The sequence below is a fragment of the Streptococcus sp. DD11 genome, assembly GCF_001578865.1.
Lineage (GTDB): Bacteria > Bacillota > Bacilli > Lactobacillales > Streptococcaceae > Streptococcus > Streptococcus panodentis.
Genome location: NZ_KQ969392.1, coordinates 419,465 through 432,318, shown reverse-complemented (window position 1 = coordinate 432,318; position 12,854 = coordinate 419,465). Strand labels below are relative to the sequence as shown.

Annotated in this window: 10 protein-coding genes and 4 pseudogenes; 12 read left to right on the top strand and 2 right to left on the bottom strand. The window is 42.2% G+C overall.

Translation table 11 applies throughout. The features are described 5' to 3' along the window. Positions 1-246 precede the first annotated feature (246 nt). The 4 genes from STRDD11_RS02025 (at position 247) to STRDD11_RS02010 (ending at position 3,305) form a co-directional block, all read left to right on the top strand. Positions 247-942: a TIGR00266 family protein gene (locus STRDD11_RS02025; protein ID WP_128834859.1), complete on the top strand. Its 696-nt coding sequence runs from the start codon at positions 247-249 to the stop codon at positions 940-942. 146 nt (positions 943-1,088) lie between these two features. Beyond that, complete coding sequence (locus tag STRDD11_RS02020; protein WP_128834857.1) at positions 1,089-1,583, top strand: beta-class carbonic anhydrase; 495 nt, start codon at positions 1,089-1,091, stop codon at positions 1,581-1,583. 100 nt (positions 1,584-1,683) lie between these two features. Then, a complete protein-coding gene (locus tag STRDD11_RS02015) occupies positions 1,684-2,550 on the top strand; it encodes an ABC transporter permease (RefSeq protein ID WP_128834855.1) in 867 nt (288 codons plus the stop codon). Next, a complete protein-coding gene (locus tag STRDD11_RS02010; protein ID WP_128834853.1) occupies positions 2,547-3,305 on the top strand; it encodes an ABC transporter ATP-binding protein in 759 nt (252 codons plus the stop codon). Before STRDD11_RS02015 ends, STRDD11_RS02010 begins: the two co-directional genes overlap by 4 nt. 449 nt (positions 3,306-3,754) lie before the next feature. On the opposite strand, the pseudogene STRDD11_RS02005 reads toward STRDD11_RS02010, so the two are convergent. Beyond that, positions 3,755-4,324 (bottom strand): annotated as a pseudogene (locus tag STRDD11_RS02005) (M protein trans-acting positive regulator PRD domain-containing protein); the annotation flags it as partial. An 834-nt stretch (positions 4,325-5,158) separates the two neighbouring features. Further along, positions 5,159-5,906: pseudogene (locus STRDD11_RS02000) on the bottom strand (cell division protein FtsK); the annotation flags it as partial. A 24-nt stretch (positions 5,907-5,930) separates the two neighbouring features. Between STRDD11_RS02000 and STRDD11_RS01995 the strand changes: the two are divergent. The 8 genes and pseudogenes from STRDD11_RS01995 to STRDD11_RS13565 all read left to right on the top strand — a co-directional run. Next, positions 5,931-6,134 (top strand): CsbD family protein, encoded by a 204-nt coding sequence (locus STRDD11_RS01995; RefSeq protein ID WP_128834851.1) that lies wholly within the window; start codon positions 5,931-5,933, stop codon positions 6,132-6,134. A gap of 1,031 nt (positions 6,135-7,165) precedes the next feature. Beyond that, complete coding sequence (locus tag STRDD11_RS01990; protein WP_128834849.1) at positions 7,166-7,933, top strand: MurR/RpiR family transcriptional regulator; 768 nt, start codon at positions 7,166-7,168, stop codon at positions 7,931-7,933. 108 nt (positions 7,934-8,041) lie between these two features. Beyond that, a complete protein-coding gene (locus tag STRDD11_RS01985) occupies positions 8,042-9,694 on the top strand; it encodes a PTS transporter subunit EIIC (RefSeq protein WP_128834847.1) in 1,653 nt (550 codons plus the stop codon). Continuing rightward, positions 9,687-10,472, top strand: a complete 786-nt coding sequence (locus tag STRDD11_RS01980) for an HAD-IIB family hydrolase (RefSeq protein ID WP_164828337.1) — start codon at positions 9,687-9,689, stop codon at positions 10,470-10,472. Before STRDD11_RS01985 ends, STRDD11_RS01980 begins: the two co-directional genes overlap by 8 nt. After that, a complete protein-coding gene (locus STRDD11_RS01975; RefSeq protein WP_128834843.1) occupies positions 10,469-11,326 on the top strand; it encodes a glycerophosphodiester phosphodiesterase family protein in 858 nt (285 codons plus the stop codon). The genes STRDD11_RS01980 and STRDD11_RS01975 overlap by 4 nt, the downstream gene beginning before the upstream one ends. 124 nt (positions 11,327-11,450) lie before the next feature. Continuing rightward, positions 11,451-12,143 (top strand): MgtC/SapB family protein, encoded by a 693-nt coding sequence (locus STRDD11_RS01970; RefSeq protein ID WP_128834841.1) that lies wholly within the window; start codon positions 11,451-11,453, stop codon positions 12,141-12,143. A gap of 132 nt (positions 12,144-12,275) precedes the next feature. Beyond that, positions 12,276-12,412 (top strand): annotated as a pseudogene (gene pflA / locus STRDD11_RS01965) (pyruvate formate lyase 1-activating protein); the annotation flags it as partial. Positions 12,413-12,662: 250 nt separating this feature from the next. After that, positions 12,663-12,854 (top strand): annotated as a pseudogene (locus tag STRDD11_RS13565) (DDE transposase); the annotation flags it as partial.

Below are 12,854 nucleotides of genomic sequence, written 5' to 3'. Positions count from 1 at the left end.
GCAACCTCAAAGCAGTGCTTTGAGCAATCAGCTGCCGCGTCAAGAGTTTTTTGCCAAAACAAAGCGAGACTGAAGGACTTTTTATACGGTATCTTCCAAAAGATCCATCCCTCTGTGGGTGAGGACGCAGCCATCATGGGAGTCTGTCTCAGCCTCTTTCTTTTCTTTTTTTGACACTCAGTTTTCCTTTGTCCAAAATATAGGAAAATGCTATAATCAAGTCATAATCAAAAGGAGGCACCGTTTATGCAATTTTCTATGGACAGCAACATGCAGTTTCCTCTGGTGGAACTGTCGCTTCATCAAGGCGAAACGGTCTTTATTCAGCGCGGCAGCATGGTTTACCATACGCCCAATGTGACCCTGAGCACCCAACTCAATGCCAGCGGTTCCGGTTTGGGTCGGTTTGTCAAGGCGGTAGGACGCTCCATGGTTTCGGGCGAGAGTACCTTCATTACTCAGGCTGTGGCCCAGACCAATAACGGCTACCTGGCTTTAGCGCCCGATGCTCCGGGTCAAGTCATTCCGCTTTATCTGGGAGAAAAGCAATACCGGCTTAATGACGGTGCTTTTCTGGCCCTTTCTGGCACGGCTTACTATACGATGGAGCGCCAGTCTGTGGGCAAGGCTCTCTTTGGCGGTCAGGGCGGCTTCTTTGTCATGACCACTCAGGGTCAGGGAACGCTCTTGGCCAATGCCTTTGGCTCTATCAAAAAAATCGAGCTGCATAACCAAGAAGTGACCATTGACAATGCCCATGTAGTGGCTTGGAGTCAGTCTCTGAACTACAATATCCATCTGGAAAATGGCTTCTGGCAATCTATCGGAACGGGTGAAGGCGTGGTCAACACCTTCCAAGGTACTGGTGAAGTCTATGTTCAGAGCCTCAATCTTCAAACTTTTGCCGGCTCACTCAGCAAGTTCATTCCAAAAGGCTCATAATAAGAAAACGAGGATAGGTGACCAAGTGAGAAGCTGGTTTTATCTGTCCTCGTTTTTTTATGAAAAGCTGACAGCTGACAAATGCCGAAAAAGATGGTAAGATAATAAAAAATCATTTGAATATCAAAGTATCAGCGAGGAAAAGCATGTCGTATTTTGAAAATTTTATGAAGGCCAATCAAGCTTATGTTGATCTGCATGGGACGGCCCATCTGCCTATCAAGCCTAAGACCAAGGTGGCCATCGTCACCTGTATGGACTCCCGTCTTCATGTGGCTCAGGCGCTGGGCCTGGCCTTGGGGGATGCCCACATTCTGCGCAATGCCGGCGGCCGCGTGACCGAGGATGTCATCCGCTCCTTGGTCATTTCCCAGCAGCAGCTGGGGACGCGGGAAATCGTGGTTCTGCACCATACAGACTGTGGGGCGCAAACCTTCAAAAATGAAGAGTTTGCAGCTTATCTTCAGCAAGAGTTGGGTGTTGATGTCAGCAATCAGGACTTCCTGCCCTTTAGAGACGCAGAGGAAAGCGTGCGCGAGGATATGGAGTTGCTGCGGCAGTCACCGCTCATCCCAGCCGATGTGGAAATCTCGGGTGCGGTTTACGATGTAGATACCGGCCGGATGACAGTTGTGGAGTAAGGTTTAGGGAGCTTCTTTTCTCTGCTGCGCGTCAGCATTGCTCTTAGCTCCTTTTTTGTGTTAAAATAGGGATACGATTTTAATTAGTTAGGATAACAGTATGATTCTTTCCATCATTTCACAGGGCCTGGTCTGGGCCATTTTGGGTCTGGGTATTTTTATGACCTTTCGGATTCTGGGCTTCCCGGATATGACCACTGAGGGCTCCTTTCCTTTGGGCGGGGCAGTGGCCGTTACTTTGATTACCAAGGGGATCAATCCTTTTTTAGCAACGGCGGCGGCTGTTGCAGCTGGCTGTGCAGCTGGTCTGGTGACAGGGCTGCTCTATACGAAGGGCAGGATTCCTACCCTGCTGTCAGGGATTCTGGTCATGACCTCCTGCCACTCGATTATGCTGATGCTTATGGGAAGGGCCAATCTGGGACTCCTTGGTTCCAGCCTTATTCAGGGCTTTCTGCCTTTTTCCGGAGAAATCAACAATCTCCTGACAGGTCTGATGTTTGTCAGTCTGGTCATTGCAGGCTTGCTCTTTTTTCTTGATACCAAGCTGGGGCAGGCCTATATCGCGACGGGAGACAATCCTGATATGGCCCGCAGTTTCGGCATCCATACTGGCCGCATGGAGCTGATGGGGCTCGTCCTGTCCAATGGCGTTATTGCTCTGGCGGGGGCACTGATTGCCCAGCAGGAAGGCTATGCGGATGTGTCGCGCGGGATTGGGGTCATCGTGGTCGGGCTGGCCAGCCTGATTATCGGCGAGGTCCTCTTTAAGAGTCTGACTTTGGCCGAGCGTCTGCTGACCATTGTCGTCGGCGCCATTGCTTATCAGTTTCTCATCTGGGGCGTCATTGCGCTGGGCTTCAACACCAGCTATCTCCGCCTCTACAGTGCGGTTATCTTGGCTGTCTGCCTCATGATTCCGACCCTCAAAAATAAAGTCTTCAAAGGAGCCAAGTTAAGCAAATGACAGTCATTGTAGAATTAAAAAATGCCAGCAAAATTGTAGACAGCGGCTTTGATGAAGAAAAGGTCATCTTAAACGATGTTTCGCTGGAGATTCATGAACACGATTTCATCACCGTTTTGGGCGGCAATGGGGCCGGCAAGTCCACTCTCTTTAATGTCATTGCCGGAACCCTGCCCCTGACCAGCGGCAGCATCCGGATTCTGGGCGAAGATGTGACCAAGTTTTCGCCGGAAAAGCGGGCCAAGTATCTGGCCCGGGTCTTTCAGGATCCCAAAATGGGCACGGCTCCCCGCATGACCGTAGCGGAAAACCTCCTCATAGCCAAATTCCGAGGGGAAAAGCGAGGGCTGGTACCCCGTAGGCTCAACAGTTACAGGGAAGAGTTTCAGGCGACGATTGAGAAAATCGGCAACGGTCTGGACAAGCATCTGGATACGCCGATTGAATACCTTTCGGGCGGGCAACGGCAGGCACTCAGTCTCCTCATGGCGACCCTCAAGCGGCCGGAGCTGCTGCTGCTGGATGAGCATACCGCGGCGCTGGATCCCAAGACCAGTGTCGCCCTCATGGAGCTGACAGATGATTTTGTCAGCCGTGACCAGCTGACAGCCCTCATGATTACCCATCACATGGAGGATGCCCTCAAGTACGGCAACCGCCTCATTGTCATGAAGGACGGCCGAATCATTCAGGACCTCCAGCAGGAGGAAAAAGCCAAGATGACCATCGCCGACTACTATGGCTTGTTTGAATAGGCTTGCTCAGAGTTTTGTAAAACCAAGAGTTAGACCAATAATGCTCAAAAGGATCTAGTTCTCTATTATATAGTATATAGGATTATATCCTTTTTCTTCAAATTGCCCTAATATATTAATAAAAACCGCAATCTAGCGGTTTTTGAGACTGAAGACAAAGTTATCCAAAGCCTTTCCTTAAGTGAGTGCGGACGGTAGCGACTTCCTTCGGAATTCCATACCTAAGATTTGAGCCTAAAGTCTCAAATCTTCCGAGCGCCTGAAACTAAAGAGTTTCAGGCGCTTTTCTCACAGCGGAAAGACTTGGTTGATCTTTGTTTTAATTATAGCAATGAGCTTTTTCTTAATTCTTTGTAAGAATTTATAAAATTTTTACAAAGAAAATGGAATTTGTCTACGTTCTGAAAAACCGCAATCTAGCGGTTTTTTTGTTATAAAAATCGTCTAAATCACTCGTCTATTCGAATAAACATCATTGCGTTAAGTAAGGAGATGAGTGCGACCGTATTAATATTATTGGAATAGATCAGTCTCTTGTTCTCAATAGGAGGAATAATAAAATTAGAAATGATGATATCGTAAGGTGATTCTTTTAAAGAATCGACTGATAGTTCTAATTTATTCCAAACTTCAAGTTCAAAATTGTTGCTGCAATAATAAGAAAGTGTCTCTGCTACGGATTTGGCATGATACTGATCAAAATTACTCATGACTAAAACCTTTAATTTAGGTTGGTTTTGTAAAAGATTCAGCACTAAATGTTTGTTATGAGTGATAAAAGTATAGGATAGATGGTTGACTTTCATTTGATTACTATAGACATCCAAAGTCTCTAGATAATGTTCAATCCCTTTTTTAATATCTGAAACAAACTGAGGGAAAATATTTTGAAAGTTCTTGATTGTATTCCCTTTTTGATCAAACAGAATAAACTCTGTAGATAGTTCCTGACGGTGCAGATGTGCTGTATTATGCAAATGCCAAATAAGATTGTCCCTGTTGTCTATTTTAAGATTATAGCTTATTAAACAAGTGAATTCATTTTTGAATATTTTACAATATTTGAAATAAAATTATCCAGATATTCCAAATAACAATTGTAAAAATGTGCATTTTATAATTTAACTTCTTACTGTAATATGTAAACATCATCTGCATGCTTCCAATAATAACCCCACTAAATGTGAGAGATAAATTTGGAATTAGGCTGGATAGTGAGATAGTCATTATTCCTAGAGATAAATCTGATAAATGTAATCTTGAATAAATTTGTAAAATGGTTGTAGATAGTCCGTGTTTCTCAAGTGGTTTTATCCCATTAACTGGATAAACCATATTTCCAATTGTCAGTATAATACCTATCCAAGCAAAAATACAATATAGCAAACTAGCAATAATTATTGCTAAGCTAAAATGGTTTCCTTGTTTATACGATAAAACGAAGAAAATGATGTAACTACTAAATAAAAATGATGCTATCGCCAATAGCTCATCACACAATTTGAGAATTATTTCATGGGATTTTATCCATTTTGCAGTTTCTGTTAAAAATGACATTGATTGTGAGATGTACGCTAAAATAATCCTTGAAATACTTAACATTAAAGTTGATACAATTACAATTAAAGAGATACTCATGTTAAACCTGACCAAACCAATCTTTTAATGATTTTATTATACCATTTTTGCTATTTTGTCGTCGATTTTTATTTTTTCAAGGAACGTAGGTTATTTGTTATCCTTGTGTTTATGCTTACTAGGCTAGTCATTGGGATAAGAACAGCCTTTTTAGGACTTGTGTTAGTTTTAACCCCCCTATTAGTATCGGGAGGTTAAGCCCTTTTGGGGCGTGCCTAGGGCACACCCCAAAACGCCCGCTTGTCAGCTCGGTCGGGCAAGTCGGCCTGTTCTTTCTCTGCCACAATTTCCTCCAACAAAGCAATGTCTGCTTCATCTAGCATAATACGGTTATCCTCTCTTGTGAATGTATAGTCCTGTTCTTCTATGTATTTCACAAGATTTCGTAAAGTTGAAATTGGAATATTTGATTTCTTGGCAAAGTCATTCAGAGGAAGTAGGGAAGATTCTACTTGTTCAACGGGCAAGTCAGATGATGAAGTTTGTGTGGTCTCTGTTGTCTCTAATAGTGGGTCATTTAAAACAGCTAGTTTCTTATATTCTTCAAAGAAAGAAAAGCCTTCCTCAAAGGGGACAGTAGGTGAATAAAATTCCCTAGCTACCTCCCCACCATTTGCAATATAACCACGACCGAAAATTTCCTCCCCGTCAATTTCATCAATCTTTTTAAAAACTTTATTCGCGTTAGCATCCCCAAACATCATTTTATTCCCAACGTCTTCTAAGTGACCAACAGAAATTCGTTTCATAAATTGGTCACGTAAAGGACGTTTTGAGGTATTCTCCGTCAGGACGTTGCATAGCAACAATCATGATTACCCCAGATTGGCGACCTTTCAAAATCAATTCGGTTAGGTATTCTATAAAGTCTCCAGATGATTGGTAATCTCGCTCTAATTTAGCAGCTAAGGCTACCAACTCATCAATAACGATAAAACGAGGTTTCAGCCCATAAGCATAATAAAATTGACAACGGAGGTCTAAATTATGTCTGCAGAAGAAAAATTCAACCAAGCTAAAGGCTCTGTTAAAGAAGGCCTTGGCAAATTAACTGGTGATAAAAAAACAGAAAAAGAAGGAGCTGCTGAAAAAGCAGTTTCTAAAGTTAAAGAAGTTGCAGTAGATGCCAAAGATGCTGTTGAAGGCGCCATCGAAGGCGTTAAAAATATGGTTAAAAAAGACGATAAATAAGGCCAATCGTTGATTTTCCTTATAAAAAGTCTTTGTTAATTCTAATCACTGACAAGAATTATCTACATTCTAAAGGAGGCCTCATTTTGTGGTCTCCTTTCCTTTTTGCTTGCACTCTGGATAGAAAAAATATTTTTAAATTTCTTGAGTGTAAACGCTTGCAAATAAATCTGCGCTGTATTATAATAAGGGTAAGGAAACAGGAAGAAAGGGAAACATTTTACTTTGTCTACGATTTGCTTTGCTGATAGCTAATTGTTTGTAACATATAAGTAGTTGCTTTACTGAACTATTGGTTGATTCATTAGATAGGCCTGCTTAGCTTATCTAAGTATAACGATGGTATAGAAAGTAGAAGCTTTTAGATGGTTTTCAGACTTCGAGAATTAACTCAATAGTTGCTTTATTAAATATAGTTCTGTTGCTAAGATAAAAGAAAATCATTAGCGGTTAAAGGAATTAGAAATTTTATAAATAACACCACAAAAACAATAAATCAAAAAATTGTTATTCAGTTACACATTGGGTGAACTGATTGCTCTCACTATCAGCAAGGTAAGTCAGACCTCCAGCCGCGTCAGGCTGGGGGTCGTTTTTTGCTGCGGCGGGCATGCCGTGCATCTGGGGTGAAAGTCCTTTGGGGCATCCGCTGCCGGTGAAGCCGATAGCGACTCCCAGGCCTGCCTATCGTGAGGCAGCGGATTACTACTCTTCGAAAATCTCTTCAAACCATGTCAGCGTCGCCTTGCCGTACTTTTGAGGCTTCCTCTCGGAAGTTTTATCTGTCACCTCAAAGCAGTGCTTTGAGCAACTGACACTTCCTAGCGGAAGCTTTATCTGCGACCTCAAAACCTCCGCCGGAGCTTTTGAGCGGCTAGCTTTCTAGTCTGCTGATGATTTTCATTGAGTATAAAACATACTGTTTTAAGTCTGACACTGGAAATCAGGATTGTCATTTGAAGAGTAAAGGGCTCAAGTCGCTTTAAAATATGTTATAATAGTTTTAGAAACTAGCAAAGAAGAGGCCGCCTGTGACGGATATTTATAGAACCATCAATGAAAACTATGATCGACTCTCTGATGCCGAGCAGGAAATTGTAGATTTTATTTTAAAATATGAAGACGTTGAAAAACTAAAACTAAAGACTATCGGAGAGCATCTATTTGTTTCCAATGCGACGATTATCCGAGCGGTAAAAAAACTAAACTGTGACACTTTTACAGAGTTGAAATACGCTCTGATTGCTTCGAAAAAGATTAATCAGACTCCACAAACATCACAGGTAGATGATTTCTCGCTGATTTTGGAAATGATGAAAGGAGACTTTCTAGCCACCATTGATTTGGTGGATCAGGAGCTCCTGACTCGTATTTGTGAAGAGATTTTAGGTGCTAGACGAATTTTTTGCTTGGGAACAGGATCGAGCTCTCAAGTAGCTTCCGACTTAAATCGCAAGCTCAAACTAATCAATCTTTGGTCCAATGATTACATTGACTATTTTTCGATGGAACGGATTCCTGAGATTGCCAACCAAGATGATGTTCTAATTGTCTTTTCTCTAAGTGGCAATGTTGAGGATTTTAATGAAATGCTGTTAAAGGCAAAAGGAAAGGGAGCTGGTATCATTGCTATTACCAGTCTGGCTGCTAGCCCTCTCAAGCGAATCAGCACGCATACGCTTCATGTCTATAACAGTACCCATACACGAACCAAGCTTCGTTCACGGCTCATGCTCTATCTGATGAGTACCATTTTATATGAAAAACTGCTCTTGCAGCAAGCCACCTCTAAAGAGTAAAAAAGTACTCTTAGAGGTCTTTTTTTCCTTTCCCTCATTTTTTTCCCTAAAATAGTCTTTAAAAATGGAGGAATGATACAATAGAATCAAGAAAGGGACGGTGATATTATGGCATCGAAAAATAAAGTCATTCTTGCGTTTGAAGAGTTCGGGCGCGTATTGTTACTACCAGTTTCCATCTTGCCTGGAGCTGGGATTATAAAAGGAATTGGGGCAGCTTTTACCAATGGAACAACCTTGGAAATGTATCCATTTTTGCAAAATGAAGCCTTCCAATTTTTAATGAATTTATTTGTAGCTTTGGGAGATGTTGTCTTTTCTCACCTGCACGTTATTTTCGCAGTTGGGGTAGCTGTTGGGCTTGCAAAGAAAGAAAGGGGTTCTGCGGCTCTTTCTGGTTTAGTTGGGTTTATCGTACTGCACAAGGTTTTAAATTTCCTTTTGACCCAAACAGGGAGTTTGGTGACTCAGGGAGATTTAGCCCCGGAAGCCTATCGCTTGGCCATGGCTGCGCAAATGCAGACCAGCGTTCTAGGGATTCAAACCATGGACTTGAATGTTTTTGGAGGAATTATTACCGGCCTAGTCGTTTATTATGTGCACAAGAAAGTGCTCAATGTCAAAGTCCCGCAGGTTCTCTCTTTCTTTAGTGGTCCTCGCTTGGTACCGCTTGTTGCCATTCCTGTCATGGCTGTTGTGGCTTCTGCTCTCTTTTTAGTTTGGCCATTTGTGCAACAAGGAATTACTGCTTTCTCAGGTCTTGTTGTCAAAACAGGCTATGTGGGAACCTTCTTGTATGCGATTTTAGAGCGCTCTCTCTTGCCGTTTGGTCTTCATCATGGCTTGAATCTTCCTGTTATGACGACCGATCTTGGAGGAGTATGGACCATTGCTGGTGAAAAAATCGGAGGAACTTTGAATGCTTATATGGCATCCTTGACTGATCCTTCTATTTTGAATATTGATCCAACCATTACTCGTTTTAATGCAGGGAAATTTGTTTACTTTATGTTTGGTCTGCCTGCTGCAGCTCTTGCGATGTATCGGACTGCAAAGCCTGAAAATAAGAAAACAGTGGCCTCTCTTCTAACTGCGGCTGCAGCAACTTCCTTTATCACAGGGATTACAGAACCCTTGGAATTCACCTTCCTCTTTGTTGCGCCAATGCTTTATGGTGCGCACGCACTTCTTGCAGGTTTGACTTCTGTAGTGACTGAGTTACTTGGTGGTGCGGTCATGGCGCCGATGGGACATGGCTTGATTAACTTTTCGATTTATGGATTAATCCAAGGTGGTAAAACTCACTGGTATATTATCCCGCTTGTGGGTATTGGCTGTGCCTTCTTGTACTACTATGTCTTCAAATTCATGATTTTGAAATTTGACTTAAAAACTCCTGGACGGGGCGATGCTTCAGAAGTCAAACTTTCTAACCGCAAAGAAGTAGAAGCGAAATACCAACATCATGAGGAATCGGCAGCAAATGCTCAAGAATCTGCCCTTAGAAAGCAAGCAAGAGCTCTCATTGCTGCTCACGGTGGGTATGACAATATTGAAAATGTTGACGCTTGTATCACTCGACTGCGGATTAACGTCAAGGACCGAGCGCAGGTTGATAATGATCTCATTGTCAATCATTTAGAAGCCTTGGGCTTTGTGGAATCTGGCATGCAGATGCAGTCCATCTATGGGGGTAAGGCTAATATTTTAAAGAATGAAATTCTGGACATCTTTAAAGAGGAAGGGCGAGTCCATGACTGATAAGAAAATCAAGCTATTTATAGATATTGATGGTACCTTCGTCTTTGATTCTTCGGCGGTTGCAAGTGAGGATTTAAAAGCCTTTCGGGCTGCTAGTCACTATAGCCAACTGATTATTGCGACTGGACGATCTTTGAAGGAAATTACCTATGTGGAAGAAGTCAATGATCTGTCCTTGGATTATAAAGTTGCCTTTAATGGCGGCTATATTGTGGATGCTAAGGGTCAAGTATTAGAAGATCGTCAGATTTCAAAGGAACGCTTAAAAGATTTGATCCAGTATTTAAAAAATCATGGGGTCACCTTTGATGCCCTTGATAACAAGGAACGTTTTGGAAACTTTAAACAGGAAAATCAAAATGAGTTGCTAGGCCTGAACTATGATTATATGGACAATCCTTATGATGAAGCTTTGAAACGCACCGTTTATAAGATCAATCTCCGTCCAGATGACTTGGAGCAGGCTTGTCAAATCACCAAGGATTTAAAAGCTCTGTTTCCAGATTTGTCCATCTTTCGGGTTGGAAAGAGAAGAATTGAGATTTCTGCCAATCATACCTCGAAAGGGCAGGCTCTTGAACAGTTGAGTAAAGGAAGCTTTAGCGTGGCTATTGGGGATTCTGAAAATGATACCTCTATGTTTGACGCAGCGACCATTTCTTACTGCATGGCTCATGCTCCAGAAGATGTGAAGGCTCATGCCACTTATGTCGTTCCACGATTTAGGGATGCTATTTACCATTTGATTGAGCACTTTATAAAGGAGAAGGCAGTATGATTGGACAGGAAAGCTACAAGGAAGTGAATCACTTTTTAAACCAAGAGTTGGGAAAAAAGAAGGTCTTGATTGCTGTTCACAGAGGAAGTTCAGCAGGAAATATTGTGGAGAATACCATTCCAGCTTATGAAGCTTCTCTCCAAATGGGAGGCGACATCGTCGAAGCTGATGTTTTTAAAACCAGCGATGACAAACTCTATCATTTCCATAATGGCATGGAGAGAAAAAATTTTCAAAAAGACTTTGATATTCGTAGATTATCGAGTCAAGAACTGAAAGATTTGGCTTATTGTAACAGTAATTTATCTGCCATTTCCTATCCTGTTGAAAAGTTAGAAGACACGCTGCGTTATTTTAAGGGACGCTGTTTGATCAACATTGATCGGGCCTGGGACTTTTTTTCACTGGTATGTGACTTGGTCAAAAAAGAAGAGATGGTGAATCAGGTCATTTTAAAGGGACCTCTTGAGGAAGAAACACTTCGCTTTTTCGCAGAAGAGGAAACTAAGTTTCTCTTTATGCCCAAGATTAGTAAGCTGTCTCAGCTTGAACTCTTGAAGCAGTATCCAGATGTCAATATTATCGGAGTGGAAATCAAGGCTGAAACAGAAGCAGATGATTTTTACCAAACAGAGAATATTCAAAAGTTAAAAGAAGCTAACCTCTGTGTCTGGATTAATGCATTGACTATGAATGATGAAAAGAAATTGTTTGCTGGTCATGATGACAATGTCTCCATTTTGAAGTCAGAAGATGAGGGCTGGGGGATTCTCTTGGAAAAGGGAGCAGACATTATTCAGACCGATTGGCCTAGTTTAGTGTCTCAATACCTTGTAAAAAGAGGCATCATATAAAGAGTTGGATTGGAATTGGTCAAGCAAAGATGGTAAGTAGCTAGAGGTTGAAGACTCGGTCCCAACCTCTAGCTTTCTTTCAAGGAAAGAGAACAGCACATGAAATGAAAAGAAGGGAGACTAAATGGAGAGTATTGGGCAATGGATCGAACGGGAGGCGGTTATTCAGCATTTTCTGATTATTTTTTTAGCGGTTGTCTGTGGCTGGGCAATTGGCTATGAACGCAGTGCTAGAAATAAGCAGGCGGGAATCAAAACCCATATCATCGTGGCAGTGACATCGGCCTTAATGATGATTATTTCAAAAGAAGCCTTTTTAGACACACCTAATTTTGACACTTCACGGGTAGCAGCCCAAATCGTCAGTGGAATCAGCTTTATCGGTGGCGGCATTATCTTTATGCGGGACAAAAAGATTAGCGGGATTACGACTGCTGCAGGTGTTTGGGCGACTGCTGGGATTGGGATGGCGATTGGAGGCGGCATGTGGTTGCTGGGCCTTGTTTGTACGCTTGTAGTGGTGATGATTCAGCTCTTGACCCACGCTAGTCAAAAAAATAGTGGGGATTTTGAAATCAGGATTGTAGGAGAGACTGCAGATAAGACAACACTTAGTCAGCTCTATACCTACTATCACTGTGAACAGTACCACTCGATCAAGATGGAAATGAAACAGAGTGAACAGGAAGAACTCTATGAGATAACGATTTCTATCGAGCAAGACCAGAGCTTTCATCTGGCAGATATTGAGAATTTCCTAAAAAGTCAAGAACTCGATCTGGTCGTCAAACGCTTTGTGGTGCGTAGCGTCAAATAAAAACGGAACACATTGTGAAAGTGAAAAACAGACAACATTTCTTGAATTTCACCCTAGTCGTATTGTTAAAACAGTTTCAAGGAAAGCGAAAAGACGTCTGAAGAAACAATCAACTACAGTCAAGTAACAAGAATGGTGCATTCGACAGAGAGTTCTGAATCGGTGGATGGTTCAGGGGTTCGCTTTTTTGTCTTTTTCAGGGATGTCAGTGCTGCCGTAATCCTGATAGCCGGGCTATGGAGACCGATAAATCCAGAGAGCGGTCGGTGATGAGAAGCCTTTGACTATCGTAGTTTTTTGGGGCAATGAATCAATAACGCAGTTCTTTTGCCTTGATTTCATCATATTTCAGAGGTATAGTTATAAAAAACAGCCCGCTAGCTGAACGTGTTTATCACGTTTTCCAGTGGGCTGTTGTCTGTTTTGGGAAAAATACGACCAAAAACAGTTTTTGCTTTCCAAATAAGGGAAAATCCTTGATAATAAAGGTGTCAAAACTCAAAACAAAGGAGATTCCCCATGAAAATTATAACACAAATTGACCTTTTCGAGGAAGAAAATCTGGGAGATTTGGAAAAATTATCCCGTGTGTTCCAAGTCCTGCCAGATGAACCCTTAATCCATGCCCTGAATCAGGACCGGGGCAAAGGACGCAATGACTTTCCCAACCATGCTATGTGGCGGGCCTTTCTGGCCAAATTTGTTTTCCGG

What these genes read in the sequence shown, in the direction of transcription:
- STRDD11_RS01970 (WP_128834841.1), top strand. Translation starts at nt 11,451, where the DNA reads ATGGAGAGTATTGGGCAATGGATCGAACGGGAGGCGGTTATTCAGCAT.
- STRDD11_RS02020 (WP_128834857.1), top strand. Translation starts at nt 1,089, where the DNA reads ATGTCGTATTTTGAAAATTTTATGAAGGCCAATCAAGCTTATGTTGAT.
- STRDD11_RS01985 (WP_128834847.1), top strand. Translation starts at nt 8,042, where the DNA reads ATGGCATCGAAAAATAAAGTCATTCTTGCGTTTGAAGAGTTCGGGCGC.
- STRDD11_RS01980 (WP_164828337.1), top strand. Translation starts at nt 9,687, where the DNA reads ATGACTGATAAGAAAATCAAGCTATTTATAGATATTGATGGTACCTTC.
- STRDD11_RS02025 (WP_128834859.1), top strand. Translation starts at nt 247, where the DNA reads ATGCAATTTTCTATGGACAGCAACATGCAGTTTCCTCTGGTGGAACTG.
- STRDD11_RS02010 (WP_128834853.1), top strand. Translation starts at nt 2,547, where the DNA reads ATGACAGTCATTGTAGAATTAAAAAATGCCAGCAAAATTGTAGACAGC.
- STRDD11_RS01975 (WP_128834843.1), top strand. Translation starts at nt 10,469, where the DNA reads ATGATTGGACAGGAAAGCTACAAGGAAGTGAATCACTTTTTAAACCAA.
- STRDD11_RS02015 (WP_128834855.1), top strand. Translation starts at nt 1,684, where the DNA reads ATGATTCTTTCCATCATTTCACAGGGCCTGGTCTGGGCCATTTTGGGT.
- STRDD11_RS01995 (WP_128834851.1), top strand. Translation starts at nt 5,931, where the DNA reads ATGTCTGCAGAAGAAAAATTCAACCAAGCTAAAGGCTCTGTTAAAGAA.